The organism is Rhodococcus sp. FW305-130 (assembly GCF_058788335.1).
Genome location: NZ_JBYTAP010000011.1, coordinates 25,244 through 45,506 on the forward strand (window position 1 = coordinate 25,244; position 20,263 = coordinate 45,506).

Annotated in this window: 22 protein-coding genes; 11 read left to right on the forward strand and 11 right to left on the reverse strand. The window is 61.6% G+C overall.

What is annotated here, in order from left to right:
* The first annotated feature begins 27 nt into the window (after positions 1-27).
* Genes AC3WQS_RS28110 through AC3WQS_RS28120 form a run of 3 tightly spaced genes read left to right on the forward strand, consistent with a single transcriptional unit; the run spans position 28 to position 1,326 of the window.
* Positions 28-372, forward strand: a complete 345-nt coding sequence (locus tag AC3WQS_RS28110) for an ArsR/SmtB family transcription factor (RefSeq protein WP_492712611.1) — start codon at positions 28-30, stop codon at positions 370-372.
* 2 nt (positions 373-374) lie between these two features.
* A complete protein-coding gene (locus AC3WQS_RS28115) occupies positions 375-857 on the forward strand; it encodes an SRPBCC family protein (RefSeq protein WP_029256428.1) in 483 nt (160 codons plus the stop codon).
* A 40-nt stretch (positions 858-897) separates the two neighbouring features.
* Positions 898-1,326: a VOC family protein gene (locus tag AC3WQS_RS28120; protein ID WP_003940449.1), complete on the forward strand. Its 429-nt coding sequence runs from the start codon at positions 898-900 to the stop codon at positions 1,324-1,326.
* Here AC3WQS_RS28120 and AC3WQS_RS28125 read toward each other — a convergent pair.
* Genes AC3WQS_RS28125 through AC3WQS_RS28145 form a run of 5 tightly spaced genes read right to left on the reverse strand, consistent with a single transcriptional unit; the run spans position 1,289 to position 5,171 of the window.
* On the reverse strand, positions 1,289-1,582 hold the full coding sequence (locus AC3WQS_RS28125) for an Ada metal-binding domain-containing protein (protein ID WP_007729748.1): 294 nt from the start codon (positions 1,580-1,582) through the stop codon (positions 1,289-1,291). The two genes, AC3WQS_RS28120 and AC3WQS_RS28125, sit on opposite strands and share 38 nt — an antisense overlap.
* On the reverse strand, positions 1,572-2,291 hold the full coding sequence (locus AC3WQS_RS28130) for a 2OG-Fe(II) oxygenase (protein ID WP_492712610.1): 720 nt from the start codon (positions 2,289-2,291) through the stop codon (positions 1,572-1,574). Before AC3WQS_RS28130 ends, AC3WQS_RS28125 begins: the two co-directional genes overlap by 11 nt.
* A 21-nt stretch (positions 2,292-2,312) precedes the next feature.
* Positions 2,313-3,332 (reverse strand): ABC transporter substrate-binding protein, encoded by a 1,020-nt coding sequence (locus AC3WQS_RS28135; protein ID WP_492712609.1) that lies wholly within the window; start codon positions 3,330-3,332, stop codon positions 2,313-2,315.
* Positions 3,329-4,705: an MFS transporter gene (locus AC3WQS_RS28140; RefSeq protein WP_492712608.1), complete on the reverse strand. Its 1,377-nt coding sequence runs from the start codon at positions 4,703-4,705 to the stop codon at positions 3,329-3,331. The genes AC3WQS_RS28135 and AC3WQS_RS28140 overlap by 4 nt, the downstream gene beginning before the upstream one ends.
* A gap of 46 nt (positions 4,706-4,751) precedes the next feature.
* Positions 4,752-5,171 carry a MerR family transcriptional regulator gene (locus tag AC3WQS_RS28145; RefSeq protein WP_007729752.1) on the reverse strand — a complete coding sequence of 140 codons (420 nt, stop codon included), beginning with the start codon at positions 5,169-5,171 and terminating at the stop codon, positions 4,752-4,754.
* 132 nt (positions 5,172-5,303) lie between these two features.
* Here AC3WQS_RS28145 and AC3WQS_RS28150 point away from each other — a divergent pair, with 132 nt between their 5' ends.
* From AC3WQS_RS28150 to AC3WQS_RS28160, 3 genes are all read left to right on the forward strand, one after another.
* Positions 5,304-6,713, forward strand: a complete 1,410-nt coding sequence (locus AC3WQS_RS28150) for an ABC1 kinase family protein (protein WP_019745620.1) — start codon at positions 5,304-5,306, stop codon at positions 6,711-6,713.
* A 77-nt stretch (positions 6,714-6,790) separates the two neighbouring features.
* Positions 6,791-8,518 carry a PucR family transcriptional regulator gene (locus AC3WQS_RS28155; RefSeq protein ID WP_492712607.1) on the forward strand — a complete coding sequence of 576 codons (1,728 nt, stop codon included), beginning with the start codon at positions 6,791-6,793 and terminating at the stop codon, positions 8,516-8,518.
* 79 nt (positions 8,519-8,597) lie between these two features.
* Positions 8,598-9,713 carry an NDMA-dependent alcohol dehydrogenase gene (locus tag AC3WQS_RS28160; protein WP_492712606.1) on the forward strand — a complete coding sequence of 372 codons (1,116 nt, stop codon included), beginning with the start codon at positions 8,598-8,600 and terminating at the stop codon, positions 9,711-9,713.
* Between the two features lie 57 nt (positions 9,714-9,770).
* On the opposite strand, the gene AC3WQS_RS28165 is transcribed toward AC3WQS_RS28160, so the two are convergent.
* Together AC3WQS_RS28165 and AC3WQS_RS28170 are read right to left on the reverse strand one after the other, a co-directional pair.
* Positions 9,771-10,766 (reverse strand): alpha/beta hydrolase, encoded by a 996-nt coding sequence (locus tag AC3WQS_RS28165; RefSeq protein WP_492712605.1) that lies wholly within the window; start codon positions 10,764-10,766, stop codon positions 9,771-9,773.
* 201 nt (positions 10,767-10,967) lie between these two features.
* Complete coding sequence (locus AC3WQS_RS28170) at positions 10,968-11,558, reverse strand: GlcG/HbpS family heme-binding protein (protein WP_492712604.1); 591 nt, start codon at positions 11,556-11,558, stop codon at positions 10,968-10,970.
* Between the two features lie 184 nt (positions 11,559-11,742).
* Between AC3WQS_RS28170 and AC3WQS_RS28175 the strand changes: the two genes are divergently transcribed.
* Together AC3WQS_RS28175 and AC3WQS_RS28180 are read left to right on the forward strand one after the other, a co-directional pair.
* Positions 11,743-12,912, forward strand: a complete 1,170-nt coding sequence (locus tag AC3WQS_RS28175; RefSeq protein WP_492712638.1) for a sensor histidine kinase — start codon at positions 11,743-11,745, stop codon at positions 12,910-12,912.
* Positions 12,909-13,538 (forward strand): response regulator, encoded by a 630-nt coding sequence (locus tag AC3WQS_RS28180; protein WP_492712603.1) that lies wholly within the window; start codon positions 12,909-12,911, stop codon positions 13,536-13,538. Before AC3WQS_RS28175 ends, AC3WQS_RS28180 begins: the two co-directional genes overlap by 4 nt.
* 20 nt (positions 13,539-13,558) lie before the next feature.
* On the opposite strand, the gene catC is transcribed toward AC3WQS_RS28180, so the two are convergent.
* From catC to catA, 3 genes are read right to left on the reverse strand one after another with little or no spacing between them, the layout of a single operon-like run.
* Positions 13,559-13,840, reverse strand: coding sequence for a muconolactone Delta-isomerase (catC, locus tag AC3WQS_RS28185; RefSeq protein ID WP_492712602.1), 282 nt, complete (start codon positions 13,838-13,840; stop codon positions 13,559-13,561).
* A 13-nt stretch (positions 13,841-13,853) separates the two neighbouring features.
* Positions 13,854-14,975, reverse strand: coding sequence for a muconate/chloromuconate family cycloisomerase (locus AC3WQS_RS28190; RefSeq protein WP_029256436.1), 1,122 nt, complete (start codon positions 14,973-14,975; stop codon positions 13,854-13,856).
* Between the two features lie 29 nt (positions 14,976-15,004).
* A complete protein-coding gene (gene catA, locus AC3WQS_RS28195) occupies positions 15,005-15,844 on the reverse strand; it encodes a catechol 1,2-dioxygenase (protein ID WP_029256437.1) in 840 nt (279 codons plus the stop codon).
* A 198-nt stretch (positions 15,845-16,042) separates the two neighbouring features.
* On the opposite strand from catA, the gene AC3WQS_RS28200 reads away from it, so the two are divergent.
* Positions 16,043-16,813: an IclR family transcriptional regulator gene (locus AC3WQS_RS28200; RefSeq protein ID WP_029537119.1), complete on the forward strand. Its 771-nt coding sequence runs from the start codon at positions 16,043-16,045 to the stop codon at positions 16,811-16,813.
* On the opposite strand, the gene AC3WQS_RS28205 is transcribed toward AC3WQS_RS28200, so the two are convergent.
* Positions 16,810-17,748: an AraC family transcriptional regulator gene (locus AC3WQS_RS28205; RefSeq protein ID WP_047889028.1), complete on the reverse strand. Its 939-nt coding sequence runs from the start codon at positions 17,746-17,748 to the stop codon at positions 16,810-16,812. The genes AC3WQS_RS28200 and AC3WQS_RS28205 overlap by 4 nt on opposite strands.
* A 275-nt stretch (positions 17,749-18,023) precedes the next feature.
* On the opposite strand from AC3WQS_RS28205, the gene AC3WQS_RS28210 reads away from it, so the two are divergent.
* Both AC3WQS_RS28210 and AC3WQS_RS28215 read left to right on the forward strand, forming a co-directional pair.
* Positions 18,024-18,593 carry a flavin reductase family protein gene (locus AC3WQS_RS28210; protein ID WP_019745631.1) on the forward strand — a complete coding sequence of 190 codons (570 nt, stop codon included), beginning with the start codon at positions 18,024-18,026 and terminating at the stop codon, positions 18,591-18,593.
* An 11-nt stretch (positions 18,594-18,604) separates the two neighbouring features.
* Positions 18,605-20,233: a 4-hydroxyphenylacetate 3-hydroxylase family protein gene (locus tag AC3WQS_RS28215; protein ID WP_020971036.1), complete on the forward strand. Its 1,629-nt coding sequence runs from the start codon at positions 18,605-18,607 to the stop codon at positions 20,231-20,233.
* Positions 20,234-20,263: the final 30 nt, after the last annotated feature.

Here is a 20,263-nt window from a genome sequence, read left to right on the forward strand (position 1 = left end):
TTGGTTGATAAAGGAGATGGTTGACAAGTGATCGTGAATCCAGGGGCAGACGAGCGTCTCGACAAAGCGTTCATGGCGCTCGCCGACCCGGTACGACGGCGGATCATCGCCCGCCTGAGCACCGGCCCCCAAACGGTCAACGATTTGGCCGAGCCATTCGAGATCACGAAACAGGCCGTCTCCAAACATATTCAGGTACTCGAAGCCGCGGGTTTGGTCACTCGCAGCCGCGAAGCCCAGAGGCGGCCGGTACATCTCAACGCCGCAACTCTCGAGGCTTTGACCGCCTGGATCGACCGCTATCGACTGATCCACGAACAACAGTTCCGCAAGCTCGATCACCTACTCAGCACCACACAGAAGGAGACTTAGCCATGGCTACCACCAATCCCGTCAGCATCACGGCTCCTGAGGGCGTGCCGTACATCGACATCACCCGCGAATTCGACGCACCCGTCAGTGCCGTCTTCGCAGCTCATTCGAATCCCGAACTGGTCAAGCAGTGGCTCGGCCCCAACGGATACGAGATGGAGATCGACGAATACGAGTTCGTGAGCGGCGGTCGATACAAGTACGTCCATCGCAACCCCGAGGGCGAAGAGTTCCGGTTCAACGGTGTATTTCACGTTGTTCGCGAGAACGACTTTGCCATCCAAACCTTCGAATACGAGGGATTTCCCGACGTCGTCAGCATCGAATCGATCACGTTCGAGGATCTGGGCAATGGACGCACCCGCCTCTCCGGCCATTCCGTATATCCGAGCCTCGAAGCGCGAGACGGAATGATCGAGAGCAATATGGAGCTCGGCGTCACCGAAGGTTACGAACGCCTGGACAAGATCGTCGCGCAACTCTGACCACCTGTTTGCCCGAACCTCCTCAGCGAAAGGCAGTTTCATGGACTGGACCCTCGAAGTAGTCATCGTTCCCGTCAGTGACCTCGACCGCTCCATCGAGTTCTACCGTGACAAGGTCGGTTTCGATCTCGACCACCACACCGTCAACGAACACATGACGGTCGCCCAGCTCACTCCGCGTGGTTCGGGCTGCTCGATCGTCATCGGCAACCTGCCGTCGCAGACCGAGATGGCCCCTGGTTCGTTGAAGGGATTGCAGTTGGTCGTGGCCGACGCTGCAGCGGCTCGCCAGGAGCTCATCGACCGCGGCGTCGATGCCAGTGAGGTCACCGTCTTCGACGAGCGTGACGGGGGCACCTTCTTCGGATTCGCCGACCCGGACGGCAATACCTGGGCTGTCCAGCAGCTGAAGGTCCGCGGCGACAAGCCGCTCATTCCGAAGGAGTACCGCGACCGCTTCGGCGCGTAGCAACTGCCTTCCAGGCTGCGTAACCTTCGGGCATGCAGACAGCACAGGGGCGATAGCCGGCCGCAATCGCGGTCGGCTCGTCCGCGAAGAACACCCGACTGGCGACATACCCACCACGCGCGATTGCCTGCGCAGCCCCTCGACAGTCGAGTCGACCGTAGATCTTCGTTTTCCGGTGCCCACCAAGCACACCGGGCGTCGAACTCTCGTAGGGTTTGTTGCGAGCGTCGCGGAGAATGTACGTCTTACTCGGCATCATGAAGCACCAATCCCAATGTTCGACGCGTGCCGGAGTGCACCACACTGACACCATGTCGCACAGGGGCTCTCGACCACCCCCGCGAACTCTGCACCGGTCGATCCCGCGTGGTGAAGATCAACGCGTGCCCCTGTTCGAGCACCGTCACCGTCGCTTTCGACTGGGCGCGCTGCCGCTGTTCCACGAGCAAGAACTCGCCGCCGGCGTGGTCGATGCGAGGTCTGTCGAGTCCGATCACGATTTGCAAGGGAAACACCAACTCTCCGTACAAGTCCCGATGCAGAGCATTCCAGTCACCAGGTCCGTAGGACAGAAGGATCGGGGTAGGGCGATTCTGACCGGCGTCGTGACACTGATGGATCCATTCTTCGAATGAATCCGGCCACGGTGCACCCTCGCCCAGCTTGAACGCCCACTCCCGCGCCACGGGCAGCAGGTGTCGGTAGAAGGCGGATCGCATAGCCGTGATCGGCTCCGGTACGGGATCGCCGAAGTACCGGTACTCCCCCTGGCCGAAGCGGTATCGAGCCATGTCGATGGTGCTCCGGAACCGGCCGACGTCCGAGTACCAGGAAGCAATTTCGCGGCACTCCGACTCGTCGAGTATCGGCGCCGTCTGGGCACACCCACTGGAGTTGATTCCCTCGATCAGCGCAGGCCAATCGAGGGAATCAACTCGAGCAGACAGATCGGTGAAGAGGTCCATACGTCGTAGACGACGCGGCGGTCAGGAATGTGAGAATGCCAGCAGCTGGTCAGCCAGATTGTTGTACGTACGGGCGATCCCGGCATAACTGAGCACGGGTTCCGGATTCCAGGTCCCGATCTTTCCCGCCTTCACCGCGGGCAAGTTGGACCACGCAGGATTGGTTCCGAGCGTATCCAGTTGCAAACTGGACGGGCGATCGTCGAGGAAGATCATGTCGGCCGGATAGTGGTCCGCCATCTCCCAAGCCAGGTTCTCGACGTAGACCGACGATCCCTCGGCCGGATCGACGACGGCAAGTCCCAATCCCGCCAGGTCTGCGAGGATCGGGAATCCCGAAAGACTGACACGAATCATATCCGGATCTGCGGACGCGAACAAAACCTGTGAATTATTCAGCGAAGAAGCAACTTCGGAGATCCGCGCACGCGCAGCGTCGTAGTCTTTTCGCTGAGCCTCCATATCCTGGTCCGCTCCGAGTTCCACGGCCAGTTCCACGATCTCTTGCACGGTTCGGTCGATGGTTCCTGCTGCCGTTTCCACGAACAGTACTGTCGACAAGCCTTTCACCGCATCCAAGTTCGCCTCGTCTAGTAGTGCCGAACCACGCAACTGAGGGACGATGACGACGTCCGGCTCCAGCACAGCGATCTTCTCGAGTTCCACTTGTCCCCAGAGCTGCCCGACCATGTCGGTCTTCGAGAAATCCAAGTTGCCGGAGATGCTGGTGTCCGTTGATCCCGGTGATCGTGTCAGCGCCCCGAAAACACCGACAGGCACCAGTCCGTAATCCCAGAGAGCACCCGCGATACCGGTGTAGGTGACAAATGTCCTTGGCGGTGAATCCAATTCGATCAGGTTGCCGCGATCATCGGTGAAGGACCAGCCTGCATCGCCTTCACCCCCGGCGTCTGCGCCCGAACGCGAGCAACCGGCCGCTGCCAGCGCAGCAGCCAATCCTGCTGCAGCGCCGAGGAACCTGCGGCGATTCCAGTCCATCTCGAGACGCCGGTGCGGTCGTGGAGTGAACAGCGTGGTCATGTGTGTGCCCTTTCGGCGATTGGTTGAACTGTTGCAGGAGTTGACGAACGAGAAAAGAGAAGGATCGATACCAAACCCGTGAGCATTCCGACGCCGGCGCAGAAGACCAACGGCCACAGCAAGGCGAACTCGTCCGGACCGGCGAAGAGAGAGCCGCACAACGCAATTCCGACGGCAAGCCCGAATTGACGCGACGAGTTGGCTGTCGCCGAAGCCGTCCCGGCGCGCCCTGCCGGGGCGTCCGACATCGCGGCACCCGGCAGCACCGGCGACACCATCGCGGAACCGACACCGGTCAGAATCAGCCCGGCGATCAGCGCGGGCCAGACCGGCTCGGCGAGAACGTACAGCATGGCCACGCAACCGATTCCGCAGAGAACCGTCCCGAATCCGAGCGACAGTCGAAGGTCGACTCGCTGAAGCCGTGATCCACACAGCGCCGACACGAAGACAAAAGCGAGCGGTTGAATCGAGAGCACGAGTGCGGCCGCCGATGCCGACAGTTCCAGCCCGTTCTGCAGCCACAATGAAAGGACTACGAGCGGGCCGTAGGCCGCGAGGTAGTACCCGAACGCAGCGACGAGGACGCCGTCGAATTTCAGGGATCGGAACAATGCCGGATCGAGCATCGGACTGCTGCCTCGACGCTGCCAGGACACAAACGCCGTCAGCGCACCGATTGCGATCAGGAAGGCAAGAACTGTCGACGACGAAGCCCACCCGATGTCGCCGCCCCACGTCACGCCGAGAACCGCGGCAACGGCAGCGAGGGTGAACAAAACGATTCCGGCCCAGTCGATGTTGTCGTCGCCGCGCTCACTGTCGGCGAAACAGAACACAGCCATTGCGAGCGCTACTGCGGCCACGGGGATTCCGAAATAGAAAACCGCACGCCAGTCGAAGAACTGCGTCAGCAGCCCTCCTGCAACGTTCCCGATTCCCGCCGCCAATCCAGCGACGGCGCCCCACGCAGCAAAGGCGACGTGACGATCGCGGCCCGAATATGCGTCGCCGAGCAGAGGCAGGAGCGTCGCGAACATCGCCGCACCGGCAATTCCTTGCGCGCCGCGAGCAACGACCAGAACCGTGACGTCCGGAGCAATCGCGCACACGGCCGTTGCAACCAGGAACACGACCAGTCCGCAGATGTAGAGGCGTTTACGTCCCCATGCATCGCCGAGTGCGCCCATGCCCACCAGAAGCGCGGCAAGAGCCAGCGTGTAGGCGTCGACGACCCAGGACATCGCGCCCGTACTGCCGTCCAAACCGACTGCGATGGCCGGCACTGCGATTGTCGTGATGGTGGCGTACGTCAGTAACAGGAAAGTTCCGATGCATGCGGCGATGAGCGGCAGCCATCGTCGTGCCGACATGGTCAACCTCCGAATAGGGCGGTAAGTGCGCCCTAACTATGGAGGTTCAAGTCAACTTGAAGTCAAGCGCCGCTTCGACGCGTATGTCGAGCTGCTCGAGCAACCACGGGCACTGCATCGGACGCTCTTGCCGACACGTCAGGTGATGCTCGAGGATCAGTTTCGCTCGCGTAGCAGCGGCGATCTGCGCCTCGAGTGTCGACACTTGATCTGCGAGAACCGTCGAGAACTGGTCGGACGTGGTGTCGGTTTCGATGAAGGACCGCACCTGTTCCAAGGACATTCCCGTCTCGGTGTACATCCGGATCAATGCCAGCCGGCGCAGCTCACGCTGCCCGTACCAGCGTTTGCCGCCAGTTCGCGACCGCGCGGACAGCAGTCCTTCGTCCTCGTAATAGCGCAAGGTCGAAGCCGCAATTCCGAACGATTTTGCAACCTCGCCGATCGGGATCAAGTGCTCACGCATTCACCGATCGTAGGCTGAACGCGTAGGCGGTTCCGGCAGTTATGTGTGACTTGGCATACTGACTAACGGAAGGGGTCGCGTAAGTGATCTCACGGCAAAATGCTGGATGCGCTCGTTGAACGAGGGAGAGCTGTGCTGGATCCAACGCGACCTGTCGGGCCGTACTCGTCAGGAGTGCCCGCCACTGCCCTCGAAGTCCACATGCCGGACCTCGAACGCTTCGGCCTCGCCCAGTTGTGGCGTTCCGCGATCATCGCCGTCGTGTTGTCGACATCGATCATGCTGGCACTGATCGTGTGGCCTTTCCGCAAGCGCGGACGCACGTGGGCTGACGCTGCCTCCGACGGGATGGTCGACGGCTTCATCGCGCTGGGTCCCACCTTCGTCAAGCTCGGTCAACTGGTCGCGTCGTCGTCCGGCCTGTTCCCCGCCCCCGTCGCCAATGCATGCCTACGTTGCCTCGACGACGTTCCGTCATTTCCTGCCGAGCAGGCCAGAAGCGTCGTGCACGAAGACCTCGGATACTCCGTAGACGACCTGTTCGCGAAATTCGACGACGTACCTCTCGCGGCCGCGTCGGTAGCGCAGGTACACGCGTGCGTTCTGCACGATGGCCGCGAGGCCGTCATCAAGATCCAGCGTCCGGACATCTATGCGCGGATGCTGATCGACCTGCGGGCGGCGTATTGGGGTGCGAACATCCTCGAGAAGTTTGTCGAGTTCCTTCGAATTGCCAATGCCACCGCCATCATTCGCGATCTGCACAATGCAACGATGACGGAATTGAACAGCGCGGTCGAGGCCGACCGGCAAACCACATTCCGGAACAACATCAGCGCATTCGGTGACAACAAAGGAGTCACGACACCGGAGGTGTACTGGGACTACTGTGGTCCCCGCGTCATCTGTATGGAACGCATGCGCGGCGTTCCACTGGATCGGTTCGTCGCCGGTCCGGACGGCATCGACGAAGCCCGCATGCTGATCCGGCGCGGAGTGAAGGTCTGGCTCGAATCAGTCATCGTTCACGGTCCGTTCCACGGAGATGTCCACGCGGGAAATTTGTGGGTCCTCGACGACGGCCGGATAGCGATGCTCGACTTCGGCATCGTCGGCGTCCTTCCCGAGACATGGAGATCCATCCTTTCCGACATGTTCCGAGCCACCCTCATCGACGGTGATTTCGCCCGTGTCGCCCGCGGAATTCGATCCTTGGGATATGCAACCGACTACGAAGTCGACGACGATCAGCTCGGCATGCAGGTCGCAACGGCCCTGGCCCCGATTCTCGGCCGTGACCTCGGTGAACTCAAGCTCAGTGAATTGATCATGGCACTGATTCAGTTGGGCAAGCAGTGGGGTGTTGCGAGTCCCGAGGAATTGGTTCTTTTCGGTAAACAACTCGGATACTTCGAGCGATATGCGACGGCGTTGGCACCTGGTTGGGTGATCGGACAAGACCTTTATCTGTTCAAGAACGTTTTTCCAGAGGCAGTCGCCGAAAAGGTGCAGGAACTCGGCATCACCATGCCTGACGAATAAATTTGTCCCCTATTTCCTTATTCTGCATTTCGTCTGTCGGGGTTAGCCTGTAATGACCCACCGGCCGAGGAGCAAATGTGCAGCCACTTTCTGTAGCCCTCCCGCAAGCGTCGACAGGTCCGAGGAATAACGGGCCGAGTGTCGGCACCACCCTCGGCGCCCTCATGCATTCCACGGACAAGTCCGTGATCGAACTTCTGGAAAGCCCGGAAGGACTCGATGTCGAAATCCGTTCGATCGCCCTCGTCGAGTCCTCCGATATCGACGGCACCGACAGCCGTGGTGCGATCTCCGACATCTACCTCCCCGTGGGGGTTCCCGAATCGACGTTGACGCAGTGGCTGCGAAAGTTCGAAGGCAGGCCGGCGAGGCGTCGTCCGAAGCTTCTGCTCGTCAAGAATGCGCGCGAGGCGACGACGGTTCTCACCGCCGCACGTAACATCGGGATCGCAGTGGCCGCGGTACATCCGCAGGCTAGTTCCGGGCACGTCTATTCGCTCGTACTACGGCTTCTGACACAGAGCATGTACCGTTCGCGGGCCGTCGCAGGAGTTGTGGCCGGTGGTGATTCGGATCTGTTCGCGCTCTCGGAAACGATCGCCGAATTGACTGGCGGACTCGTGACGATCGACGACACGGCACTCCACGTCATCGCATATTCCTCTGCTCACGAAGGCGAAGACGAACTCCGTCAGCTCTCCATACTCGGCCGGGAGTGGCCGATCGAATACACCGAATGGATAGAGAGCAGAGGCGTGTTCGAGCATCTCAGGCGATCGGACGAGGTCATCAGTCTGCCCTCCGAGCCGAGCATCGGAGCCGCGCAGAGGCTGGCTGTGAGCATCACCCGCCCGGACCTGTCAGCGCCGACGGGTTCTGTTGCACACCAACACAATCTCGGCAGCATCTGGGTGCAGCGCGCCTCTGAACCTCTTTCCCACGACGCCCAAGCGGTATTGCGGGGTGCAGCGGCGGTCGCCGCACGCATTCTCATGCGTACCTTGGACGCCTCCAGCCGCGAGAATGCCCAAGTGCAAAGGCTGTTCGGTGTTCGCTCCGGTGGGGTCGACATGCACTCGCTGGCCGGTTCTTTCGGCATCAACACCGACGGACCGTCTGCGGTCGTCGGATTTGCGACATCACTCTCGCCCGGATCGAATCTCGATCGAATCACCAACGCCTTGCGCCTGCGCGCCAGCGCATTCCGCAGCGACGCGGTCACGACGATCATCGACAACCGGATCTACGTATTGTTCCCTCAGGCCGACCACGAGGTCGCTGTCAGCGACTGGGCTTACGACACCGTGCGAGTAGTCGAGGACCGTGCGGGCATCAGCGTGCGCGCCGCCGTCGCGGTCCCGATCGCGCGGTTGCACGGCGTACCCGAGGCGCGTCGAGAGGTGGACCGCGTGCTCGATACCACCGATGATCACGAAACCTCGAAGGTCACCACACTCGCGGCGTCACGCACCGCGGTATTGCTGGGCGAGATACTCGACCTCGTTGCCGATCACGAGCGATTGCGAGACCCTCGTATCGACAGACTCGTCTCCTACGACGACAAGAACACCTCTGACATGCAGTTCACGCTCACGGCCTACCTGACAGCTTTCGGGGATGTGAAGAAGGCCGCCTCGTCTCTGAAAGTACATCCGAACACACTGCGCTACCGCATTCGGCGCGCTGAACAGATCATGGGCATTTCGTTGGACGAGCCGGACACGCGACTGCTCACCGAACTGCAACTCGCCATCTTGGGACGAACCCCGGACGAATCCGAAAAATACGAAACGTCCGATCAGTGAGATGGGCCTCGAGCCCGTCCTGAACTCTCGAGTAGACAACTGAGGAAGCCGAAGAACAACTCTCACCTCAGGAGACAACTTGCGCACTCGTGGAGCCGTCATTCGCCAAGCACCGGGCACATACGAGGTGGTCGATCTCGAACTCGATTCACCCCGCAGCGGCGAACTCACTGTCAAGATGGTCGCCTCCGGCCTGTGCCACTCGGACGATCACATCGCCAGCGGCGACCACGGAGTCGGCCGCTATCCCATCTGCGGTGGACACGAAGGCGCCGGAATCGTCGTCGAGGTCGGGCCGAACACCGAAGGATGGTCCGAGGGCGATCATGTCGTGTTCTCGTTCCTCGCCGCCTGCGGCCGTTGCCGTTGGTGTGCAAGCGGAATCCAGAACCTCTGCGACAACGGCGCTGCCATCATGACCGGCAGCAGGCCCGGCGAAACCTCCAGTTACAGAATGTCTCTCGACGGTCAGCCAGTCGCACAAACCTGCGGCCTGTCCACCTTCAGTGAATACACCACGGTCAGCACTCTCTCGGCCGTGAAAGTCGACAAACACCTGCCGCTCGACGCTTTGTGTCTGCTCGGTTGCGGCGTCGGAACCGGTTGGGGCGCCGCGGTCAACTCCGCTCAGGTGTACCCCGGGCAGACCGTCATCGTCATGGGGGTCGGCGGAATCGGAATCAACGCGGTACAGGGCGCCTCGCATGCCGGCGCCGCCCACGTGATCGCGGTGGACCCGGTTGCGTTCAAGCGCGACAGTGCATTGAAATTGGGAGCGACCCATGCCGTGTCCACCATGGAGGAAGCCACGGACATCGCGCGCTCGTTCACCAACGGCCAGGGCGCGGATTCCGCCATCGTCACCGTCGGCGTCACCACCGGAGAACATGTCGCGCAGGCGTTCTCGTCAATCCGCAAGGCAGGAACTTGCGTCGTCACCGGTCTCGGGAAGATGACGGACATCGGCATTCCCGTGAGCCTGATGGAACTCACCTTGTACCAGAAGAGAATTCAAGGATCCTTGTTCGGCGCATCCAATCCCACTGCCGACATTCCCTGGATGATCGATCTCTATACCAGCGGCAAGCTCCAACTCGACGGACTCATCACCAACCGGTACAGCCTCGACCAGATCAACGACGGTTTCGCCGACATGCATGCCGGTCGCAACCTCCGCGGAATCATCACCTTCTGAGCGAGTTCTCTCCGGACTTGACGCATACGCCAGTCCGGAGAGATCCTCACATCTGCGTCACCAGGCGTTCATGGTGTCGAGAATTTGTCCTCTGGCCATCCACAATTCAGCAGACCAATACGGCCAGGAGTGAATCCCGGCGGGCGGAAAGCTGTACGTCGCTGGGATTCCCATGGATTTCAGACGAATTTCGAATGCACGCGCGTGCACCCAGGAGAGCGCCTCCAGCCCCATACCTGTCGCCGTGTGGAAGTAATCGATCGGCGCAGACGGATGATCGTACGGTCCCGGGATGCCGTTGGACGACGAAATGTACATCGACAGTCCGCGAAGCGATTCCGCGTTGACGAATGGGTCGTTGCGAAGCCACCCGGATGACCACGGCGGGCCCCACATCGAATCGACGTTGTACCGGCCGGCGTCGAACATGGCTACGCGGATCGCCTCACGCATACCCGGGCCCGAGATATTGATGTAGCCGGACAGCGAGCCCGCGAACTTGAACTGATCCCGATGATGCCCCGCCAGGTTCAACGCGGCACTGCCGCCCATCGACAACCCGATGATCGCATTGTTGGTTGGTGAAACACCATACCCTGCAAGGAAGTCCGGAAGCTCGCGGGTGAGAAATGTTTCCCACCTGTACGTTATGGGCTGAGCATTGAAATTGGACGGCGCGTACCAGTCCGTGTAGAAACTCGACTCACCGCCGACCGGCATCACCAACGTGATGTTGTCGTTGCGGTACTGATCGAGTGCGTTGGTTTCGAAACTCCAAGCATTCCTGTCGTTTTGCGCACGAAGACCATCAAGTAGGTACAACGCGGCGTTGCCGCCCCGCGCGGCCCACTGCACCTGAACCTTGATGTTTCCCATCGAAGACGGGACCCACAACTCGTCGTAACCACCCCATGGCGCCGAGTGCACCGGAGTAGCGCTCGCGGCGGTCGGACCGAACATGCCGCCGAGAAGGAAGATCGACAGCAACGCCGCTATGAGCACCCGCACCCGCCGTGTATTGCGTTCGGGCAACCTGAATCTGATTCTCTGCAAGGTTGTGTCTTTCCCCGAAACTGCGCATCAAGAAACTCGCTTCGGTAAGTGCATCGTCGGTTCCACTGTCGACGTGTTTGTCCCTTTCCGGGGGCTCCGGTGTTACAAAGTCGAGGTCATCGCAACAATCGGACAACTGTCGTGCCGAGCGAATCCAGGTGGCGAAAAGCACAATTCACGAAGCACGCTGAATGCGCTCACTCAGCCGAGTGACGAAGCGATCGCATCACGACCTGCTGCAGCACACGCTTGGTCCTGCATTCCGTCCGGTGCACCACCGACACCGATGCCGGCGATCGACGCGGATCCAGCCTTCACAGTGACTCCACCTGCAAGGAAGAGAGTGCCGGGAAGGTCGGCGATGGTTGATCCCTCGCCTTTGGTACGCTGCGAGAGGTCACTGGTGTCGGCTCCGAAAGCTGCAGAGGTGTACGCCTTCTCACGTGAGGCCTCCACCGTGTGCTGGGCTGCGTTGTCGCCGCGCACCATGGCGATGACATTTCCCGCACGGTCGACGACGGAGACGGTGACAAATCCGAGCCCGTCCGCCCGGCATTCTGCCAGGGCCGCACCAGCAGCCTTCACTGCTGCGTCGGCGCTGAGTCGATTCTGAGTGACAATCGCCGAATCGCCGGTCGCAGCAGGCTGCTGCGTGGCAGAAATCGACGTCGTGCTCGATGCGTTCGCCACCGGTGTGTCGGTGGTCGAGCATGCGGCGCTGGCAAGGATTGCGACAACCGGAACGGCGACAGCGAGCGTACGGGGAAGTCGTGTGTAAATGCGGTGGTTCATGTCGGGCACACTTTCAGTCGAATGGTTCGAAACCGTCCACTACAGCGTCGCGTCCCGGCGCGGGTGCGCACATCGGGCGCTCGGGTGACGAACCGTGCCCCGTCTGGTTGTGCAGATATCATCCGAATGGTTGATACGACGGCCTGGCACCCTCCGTAATATTCGAGGGATGAGTAACGGAGCCATGAACGCCGACGCCGAACTCGGCCTGCGCGGCCCGTTGGCATATGCGATCCACGCGTCGTTCTTCGTACTGCTGTCCACGTCAGGAGTCCGGTACGTCACAGTCCACGGGACCAGCGGTCGGTTCGGGGTGGTACTCGTCCTGGCCGTGGTCCTCGCCTTGCTCTACGCCGTGATGGCTACGGTGTCTTCGCGAGATGTGGTTCGCCAACGACTGTGGATGTGGCCGGTACTGAGCACCTGGGCAGCGCTGGTCTGGCTTGCGCCGAGTTTCGCGTGGTGTGCGTTCCCCGTTCTCTTCCTCTGTATTCGTCTGTACCCGAGCAAGATCGCCTACCCCCTCGTCGGGATCCTGGGCGTCCTCGCCGGAATCGCGTTCTACCGAGTCACCGGTCGTGCCGAATTGGTGACACTGCTCGGACCTCTGTGCACCGCGGCACTGGTCGCGGCAGCGTACGGGCAGATGGAACGAGATGCCCGAGAACGCCTTCGGCTTCTACGTCAGGTAGCAGAAGCGCAATCTGCATTGGCAGATACCGAACGTGCTGCCGGCGTTGCCGCTGAGCGAGAGCGCCTCGCGCGCGAAATCCACGACACCGTTACTCAGGGACTGGCGAGCGCTCTTCTACGACTCGAGGCAGCCGAACAAATTTGGAATACAACGGGTTCGCCGTCTCGAGCCGATATCGATGCCGCGGCAGAGAATATCCGCACGAGCCTGATGCAGAGTCGCGACCTCGTCCACGACCTGGCACCGACCAAGGGCGGTACGGGCGACTTCGACGCCTTGGTCGTGGCCGCCGCCCGCCAGTTCGTCCCCACCGTTCGGATCCGCACCGTCGGTGAAGCCGTGATCCTGCCCTCGGACGTAGCTCATGCCATCGTGCGAGTGGTCTCGAGCGCGTCCTCCAACATCGCCCGCCACGCTCGCGCCGAAACGGCGGGCGTGACGATCACGTATCTCGACAACTCCATCTCCGTAGACATCTTCGACGACGGCGTCGGCTTCGATCCGGGAAAGCTCGCCGACCATTCTCGGTACGGTGGATACGGCCTACGTGCGATGCGAAGTCGCATCGCACAGCTCGGCGGATCGTTCACCGTGGAAAGTGCACCGGGAGACGGCACCGTCGTCGCGGCCCAGTTCCCTCTCGAACGGAGGATCCGGTGACCACCACCATTCGCGTGTTCCTCGTCGACGATCATCTGGTCGTGCGAGCCGGGCTGAGAGCGCTGCTGAACACTCAGCCGGACGTCGAAGTAGTCGGCGAAGCATCGTCCGGCGAGGAGGCGGCCACGGCGATACCGTCGGCCTCACCGGATCTGGTGATGATGGATCTGGACATGGGCACCGGCATGCACGGTGCAGAAGCGATCAAACGCCTGCGAAGCGACGGTGTCGATGTTCCCGTACTGGTTTTCACGACGTATGACACCGACGCCGACGTCGTGCGGGCCGTGGACGCCGGTGCCATCGGTTACCTACTCAAGGACTCAACGCCCGACGAGATCTTCGGCGCGGTGCGCGGCGCGGTAGCCGGGCGCAGCGTTCTCTCTCCCACTGTGGCCTCTCGTCTTGTCCAGCAGATGCAGCGCCCGCAGGAAGCGCTCACCGCCCGTGAGTCCGAACTGCTCAGCCTGCTCGCCGAGGGGATGACCAACCGCGAGCTGGGCAAGGCACTCTTCATCAGCGAAGCGACGGTGAAAACCCATCTTGGGCACATCTACGCCAAGCTCGGTGTCGAAACCCGCTCTGCCGCAGTGTCCGTCGCATTGCGCCGCGACGGAATACGCTGACCCGCCCGCCCGCGCAGGCTCTACCTGATCGAAGATCCGTGCTGCGTCAACGGCATGACCTCGATGGTCATGTACGGGAACAGCGGGAGGTTCCAGAGAATCTCATGGAGTTCGTCAGCCGACTCGACGTCGAAGATGCTGATGTTGCTGAACTGTCCCACAATTCGCCACAGATGCACCCACTTTCCCTGGCGCTGAAGGTCTTGCGAGTACGCCTTCTCCGTTGCGACGGTATCGGCGCGTACTTCCGGATCCAGGTCGCGCGGAATATCGACGTCCATTCGAACGTGAAAGAGTGCCATGTTCTTCTATCCTCTAGTTCCTGGTCCAGGTCTTGACGGCGTCCATGTTGAGTTCGACTCCCAGGCCAGGTCCGGCGGGGAGGTGCAGCTGACCCTCGGAATACTTCAGGGGTTCCTGAAGCAACTCTTCGCTGAAGAGCAGTGGGCCGAAAAGCTCTGTTCCGAAGTTGATTCCGGGCTCGGCGCACGCGAAGTGCAACGAAGCCGCGGTACCGATCGGACCCTCGATGGACGTCGCACCGTGGCACGCGATACCGGCGGCCTTGGCAATTGCGACGATGTCGCGGCTGCGCTGGAGGCCACCACACTTGGTGGTCTTGAGGGCGATGACATCGGCGGCGCTCCGGCGGGCGATTTCGAGAGCGTCGTGTGGGGTCTGCACACTCTCGTCGGCCATGATCGGAATCGGTAGTAGCCTGCTGAGTTCGGCGAGGACCTCGATTTGGTCTGCCGGAGTGGGCTGTTCGATCAGTTCGACTCCACCGTCTGCGAGTTGTGGCAGGTACCGCAGCGCCGTGAAGCGATCCCACCGCGCGTTGACGTCGACGCGGACGCCGGCGTGGCCGTCGAGCGCCTGCGCGATGCTGACGATGCGCGCGACGTCGACCGCCGGGTCGAGTGCTCCCATTTTCAGTTTGAAGGTGAAATTGAGCCGGGATTCGAGCTTTTCGTGAGCTTCTTCGATGATCTCGTCCGCCGGCGCAGCACCCAGTGCCCACGTGACGTCGACACTCTCGCGGAAAGCCCCGCCGAGGAGCGTGTGCACGGGGACTCCCAGGCTACGTGCCCAGGCGTCGTGCAACGCCACGTCGACGGCGGCCTTCGCGAATCGTGCATTGGCAACAACTTTTTCGATGTCGGCCATGATCGCGGTGATCTGATCCACGCGCCTGCCGACCACCACCGGCGCGATGTACTTCTCGATGATGACCTGCATCGTCTCCACCGATTCGCCGCCCCACCACGGACCGCCCGGAACGACACCTTCGCCATATCCGATAACACCGTCGGATGTGCGAATCGCGACCAGCAACAACGGCTGCGCCGTCATCGACGTGGTGGCGAACTTGTGGGGGCGAACCAGCGGAACGTCGAGGATGGTCGTCTCGATGGAGACGATCGACAGGTCTGTCATCAAATCACTTTCTTTCGAACAGTTGTGGATCAGGCCGGGTCGAGCACGAAGTCGTACGTGACCCGGTTGATTCCATCGGCACCTGGCTTCGGATCGAGAATCAGTTCGGGCTTCGTGGCAGTTGCCACGTCGTTCTCGATCCACTCACCGTCCTTGAAATAGAGCTGGGTAGTGATCGTGCGCTTACCGGGAGCCTTCACCATGAGGTGCAGGTGAGCCGGACGCCACGGGTGCCAGCCGGCCTTCTCGATGAACCAGCCGGTGGGGCCGTCGGTCGGGATCTGGTACGGCGCAGGCTGAATCGTGGTGATCTCGAAGCGTCCCTCGTCGTCGGCGACGATCGTTCCGCGGAGGTTGCCGTCGGGGATGTGCGGCGCGAAATGGGAGTAGTAGCCTTCGTCGTCCGCGTGCCAGAGTTCGACGGTTGCACCGCCCAACCCCTTGCCGTCCAGATCGCGAACCTGGCCCTCGAAGACCAGCTTCGATCCAACCTCGTTGTCACGCATCGGAAGTTCACACTTGGATGGCAACGTCTTGGCGTCGGCGACGTAGTAGGGGCCCTCGATGCTTCCCTTGGTGCCGTGCTGGCCGCGGTACGCAACCTCCTCGACGTTGTGCTCGAGGAAGACGTCCAGCCACAGGGGCCACTCGCCGAACTGGCCGATGTCGATGAGCCACTGCTTGAGGACGCGGTACTCGGGGTAGGTGATGCCGTGCTTGTCGATGACGCCGGCAAGTGCCTCGAGCACGTCCTTGGCGATGGCCGAGACGCGCTCGGGCGGGGTGTCCGCGCTGACTCGTTCCTGGAGGAACTTGTCGGTGGCGGCCGTGCCCGAACCTACTGCGGTGGGGCTCTCGGAAGTGGTCATGTGGTCCTCCTCGGGGCCGTGTGTGGCTATTACCGGGTGGGTGCCGTACTGCTGGGCTGAGTCGGCTTCCCAAGTCTGGTTGTACGCTCTGCGTACATCTGTTACGCTCTGCGTACGCTTGTACTGTGCGCCCAGTCACAGGGTTTGTCAACCTTCGAGGGCACTGATCAGGCATACCCGCAGATGAGAGGTCATTCCGTGAGCGAGAACGATCGCGATTACATCCAGAGCATCGAGCGTGGATTTGCTGTGCTGATGGCCTTCGACGAGAAGAACCCCAACCCGTCGCTCGCAGATCTTGCCGCCGAAACGGGGCTCTCCCGCCCCGCGGTCCGACGTATCCTCCTCACCCTGCAAAAACTCGGATACGTCACCGGCAACAACAGTCGGTGGTCGCTCACCCCGCGCGTCCTGAGCATCGGGCAACACTTCTCCGCATCACATGCCCTGACCGAGGCTGCCCTCCCCCGTCTACTGGAGATCGCAGAACACACCCACGAGTCCGCGTCACTCGGGGTCCTCGACGGCGTCGACGTGGTCTACGCCGCGCGTGTACCCGTACGCCGGATCATGAGCATCAACGTCAGCGTCGGTACCAGAGTGCCTGCATATGCGACCTCCATGGGCCGCGCCCTGCTAGCTTGGGCGCCAACCGAAATCGTCGACAAAGTCATCGCGAACTCCACGTTCGACGCCCTCACACCCACCACGATCACCGACGAAGGCGCATTCCACACCGCACTTCGAGTGGTGCGCGAGCAGGGTTATGCACTCACGTCCGAGGAACTGGAAGACGGCCTGATTTCCCTCGCCGCCCCCGTCCGCGACGCCGGCGGAAGCGTCGTCGGTGTGGCAGCGTGTTCTACCTCGGCCGGACGCACGACCCCGGAAGCCTTTCGCGCCGACGTCGCGCCTTTCCTCGTCGAGAAGGCGAATCAGCTCAGCGCGGACATGGGGTACCGGAGCTAACTTCTCAATACTTCGGAAGGCAACACACCGTACTTACGCCGAAAAGACGACGCGAATCGTCCGGTGTGCGTAAAACCCCATCTCACAGCGACATCGGTGACCGTCGTCGAGTCGTCGGCATCCACCAGATCTGCGTGGACCCGCTCGAGGCGGATGTCGAGCAGGCATTCCGACGGACTCCGGCCCACGTACTGCCGAAATCCCTCCTGCAATCTCCGTACGCTGACGCCCGCCACCTCGGCCATCTCTGCTGCGGTCCACACGCGGGCCGGGTCGTCGTGCATCTCGTCGAGCACCCGCTTGACGATGCGTGGCCTGGCATGTCGCACCGCGTCCTCACTTTCGGGCATTGCAGCGAGGACGAATGCCGTGACCACGGCACCGGAAAGCTGAGCTGCCACCAGTTCGTTGTGCAGCACGCCGACCGGGCCGAGGATCTGATCCGACAGTGAGCGAACAAATTTCAGCCATCTGGCTCCGTCGTCTCCCCGAAGATCCACCTGATCAGGCAAGTGCATTCCGGGCCGGCCGAGTACCTTCTCCATCTCGCGGTCGAGGTACTGACGGTCCATCCGGACTCCGACAATTTCGCAGTCCGCGCTCCACCGCGTGATTCTTGTGGTGATGTCGGGCGGACACACCGTCGCAACGCCCTCCGTCGAGAGCACGTGCGAGCCCGCGAACACCGACTCGAGCTCGCCCGAGAGCGGGATGTTCACCCCGTAGGCACCGGGATGCTCGGATTCGACCGCGACGTCTGCTCCCCATCGAATATGAGCGATCCTCAGCGGTCCCAACTCGGCGGTGCACACCCCGACTCCGCTGGCCGCGTGCCGTGACAACGGCGTGAGCGTGTGCGGAAAATAGGCGTCCGAAACCGCATCACACGCCTCGTCCCAGTCGCGGGGAGCTGTACCGATCTTGGAGTCGACCATCGTCCTTCTTCACCTTCCAAACCCGTGACCAGCCACATTGCCGAGCATGAGCGCTGAACATCATTGAACACTGTGTCCCCGGTCACTTCCAAGAGGAAACGGATACAGGCTTCGATCGGGTGCGCAATCCGGATAGACACCGCGCTGTACGGATCGACCGAACGCCGCGCTCGCCGTACGTTCGTCTTCACTCCCGGCGCGAGTCGTCCAGCACCTCCGCCTCCCGCACTTCGCGGCACCCTCACTCACCAGCCATCCGACAAGGAGGTCCGGTCATGGAACAAAATCAGCTTCGAGGCATCTTCGGCCAATTCGCCAGCGGCGTCACCGTCATCACCTGCACCAACGCCGACGGTCAGCCACACGGAGCCACCGTCACCGCATTCACGGCAATCTCCCTGGAACCACGCCTGTGCCAGATCACGATGACGCGAAAGTCCAAGGCGTGCGGCTACCTCGGCAACGCGCCGTTTGCCGTCAACATCCTTGCCGCCGACCAAGTGGACACGGCCATGCATTTTGCCGGCCGACCGCAGCGCACCGAACCGAAGTGGATCGACGGACCGACCGCCCCCCTGCTCGACGGCGCCGCAGCAACCATCTCGTGCGTCCCGTGGAAGGAGTACGACGGCGGTGACCACATCATCTTCATCGGTGAGATCGTGGATGCGCAGTCGAGTGGCAAGGATCCGCTTCTGTTCTACCGAAGCACTTTTCACGACCTAGGCGCCACCTCGTCGACCACAGTCTGGAACGGCAGTCAGGACGACCCCCACAGCGGATGGTTCGACGCCACCACTTCCTTCACCCCGATTCATCTTCAGCCCGCACCCCAAACGATCTGAAAGGCTTTGCCATGACGACCACCGAAATTCCTCCCACCGGCGTCGACCCCGCAGATTCCGGAGCGCCACAGGTCAATCCGGCCGCCGACAGCGAAGCCAACCGCACGAAGAACTTCGCCACCCGGCCGATGACGGGCGACGAGTACATCTCGAGCCTGCAGGACGGTCGCGAGATCTGGCTTCACGGTGATCGCGTCAAGGACGTCACGACGCACCCCGCCTTCCGGAATCCGATCCGCATGACCGCAAGGCTGTACGACGCTCTGCACACGGGCGAGCACGTAGACGCCTTGACCGTTCCGACGGACACGGGCAACGGCGGTGTCACCATGCCGTTCTTCCGCACTCCGACGTCGTCGGCTGATCTGCTCAAGGAACGCGACGCCATCGCGACGTGGGCACGTATGACCTACGGCTGGATGGGCCGCTCCCCCGACTACAAGGCAAGTTTCCTGGGAACCCTCCACGCCAACAAGGAGTTGTACGCACCGTTCCAGGACAACGCCGAGCGCTGGTACCGCGAATCGCAGGAGAAGGTTCTGTACTGGAACCACGCGATCATCAATCCCCCGGTGGATCGCCAACTTCCACCTGACGAAGTCGGCGACGTCTTCATGAAGGTGGAGAAGGAAACCGACGCCGGTTTGATCGTCAGCGGAGCCAAGGTGGTCGCCACCGGATCGGCGATCACGAACTACAACTTCATCGCTCACTACGGTCTGCCGATCAAGAAGAAGCAGTTCGCCTTGATCTGCACGGTACCGATGGACGCTCCGGGTGTGAAGCTGATCTGCCGCACCTCGTACACCGAACATGCTGCGGTGATGGGCAGTCCGTTCGATTACCCGCTGTCGAGCCGCATGGACGAGAACGACACCATCTTCGTCTTCGACAAGGTGCTGGTTCCATGGGAGAACGTCTTCATGTACGGCGACGTCGACCGGATCAACGCATTCTTCCCTCAATCGGGTTTCCTGCCGCGCTTCACCTTTCAGGGCTGCACTCGCCTGGCCGTAAAGCTCGACTTCATCGCCGGACTGTTGATGAAAGCACTCGAAGCCACCGGCGCTGGCGGCTTCCGCGGAGTTCAGACCCGTGTCGGCGAGGTGATCGGGTGGCGAAACCTCTTCTGGTCGTTGACCGAATCGATGGCACGCGATCCCGAACAGTGGGTCGGCGATTCGGTGATACCGAAGCTCGAGTACGGCCTCACCTATCGAATGTTCATGATCCAGGGGTACCCGCGGATCAAGGAGATCATCGAACAGGACGTGGCGTCGGGCCTGATCTACCTGCCCTCGAGTTCACTCGACTTCAAGAGCCCGGACGTGCGTCCGTACCTTGACAAGTACGTTCGTGGTTCGGACGGCATCACCGCCGTCGACCGGGTGAAAGTCATGAAGGCGCTGTGGGATTCGATCGGCACCGAGTTCGGCGGGCGCCACGAGCTCTACGAGCGCAACTACTCCGGCAATCACGAGAACGTCAAAGCGGAACTGCTGTTCGCAGCCCAGAATCGTGGACACGCAAGTTCCATGAAGGGACTGGCCGAGCAGTGTCTGAGTGAATACGACCTCGACGGCTGGACGGTCCCTGACCTCATCGGCAACGACGACGTCTCGTTCTTCAAGAACCGGTAACCCCCTCGGCAGGTAGGGCGGACTCGCGAT

Excerpts from the sequence above, each read along its gene's own strand:
- AC3WQS_RS28115 (WP_029256428.1), top strand. The coding sequence starts at position 375 with ATGGCTACCACCAATCCCGTCAGCATCACGGCTCCTGAGGGCGTGCCG.
- AC3WQS_RS28120 (WP_003940449.1), top strand. The coding sequence starts at position 898 with ATGGACTGGACCCTCGAAGTAGTCATCGTTCCCGTCAGTGACCTCGAC.
- AC3WQS_RS28125 (WP_007729748.1), bottom strand. The coding sequence starts at position 1,582 with ATGCCGAGTAAGACGTACATTCTCCGCGACGCTCGCAACAAACCCTAC.
- AC3WQS_RS28130 (WP_492712610.1), bottom strand. The coding sequence starts at position 2,291 with ATGGACCTCTTCACCGATCTGTCTGCTCGAGTTGATTCCCTCGATTGG.
- AC3WQS_RS28135 (WP_492712609.1), bottom strand. The coding sequence starts at position 3,332 with ATGACCACGCTGTTCACTCCACGACCGCACCGGCGTCTCGAGATGGAC.
- AC3WQS_RS28140 (WP_492712608.1), bottom strand. The coding sequence starts at position 4,705 with ATGTCGGCACGACGATGGCTGCCGCTCATCGCCGCATGCATCGGAACT.
- AC3WQS_RS28145 (WP_007729752.1), bottom strand. The coding sequence starts at position 5,171 with ATGCGTGAGCACTTGATCCCGATCGGCGAGGTTGCAAAATCGTTCGGA.
- AC3WQS_RS28170 (WP_492712604.1), bottom strand. The coding sequence starts at position 11,558 with ATGAACCACCGCATTTACACACGACTTCCCCGTACGCTCGCTGTCGCC.
- AC3WQS_RS28175 (WP_492712638.1), top strand. The coding sequence starts at position 11,743 with ATGAACGCCGACGCCGAACTCGGCCTGCGCGGCCCGTTGGCATATGCG.
- catC (WP_492712602.1), bottom strand. The coding sequence starts at position 13,840 with ATGGCACTCTTTCACGTTCGAATGGACGTCGATATTCCGCGCGACCTG.
- AC3WQS_RS28190 (WP_029256436.1), bottom strand. The coding sequence starts at position 14,975 with ATGACAGACCTGTCGATCGTCTCCATCGAGACGACCATCCTCGACGTT.
- catA (WP_029256437.1), bottom strand. The coding sequence starts at position 15,844 with ATGACCACTTCCGAGAGCCCCACCGCAGTAGGTTCGGGCACGGCCGCC.
- AC3WQS_RS28205 (WP_047889028.1), bottom strand. The coding sequence starts at position 17,748 with ATGGTCGACTCCAAGATCGGTACAGCTCCCCGCGACTGGGACGAGGCG.
- AC3WQS_RS28210 (WP_019745631.1), top strand. The coding sequence starts at position 18,024 with ATGGAACAAAATCAGCTTCGAGGCATCTTCGGCCAATTCGCCAGCGGC.
- AC3WQS_RS28215 (WP_020971036.1), top strand. The coding sequence starts at position 18,605 with ATGACGACCACCGAAATTCCTCCCACCGGCGTCGACCCCGCAGATTCC.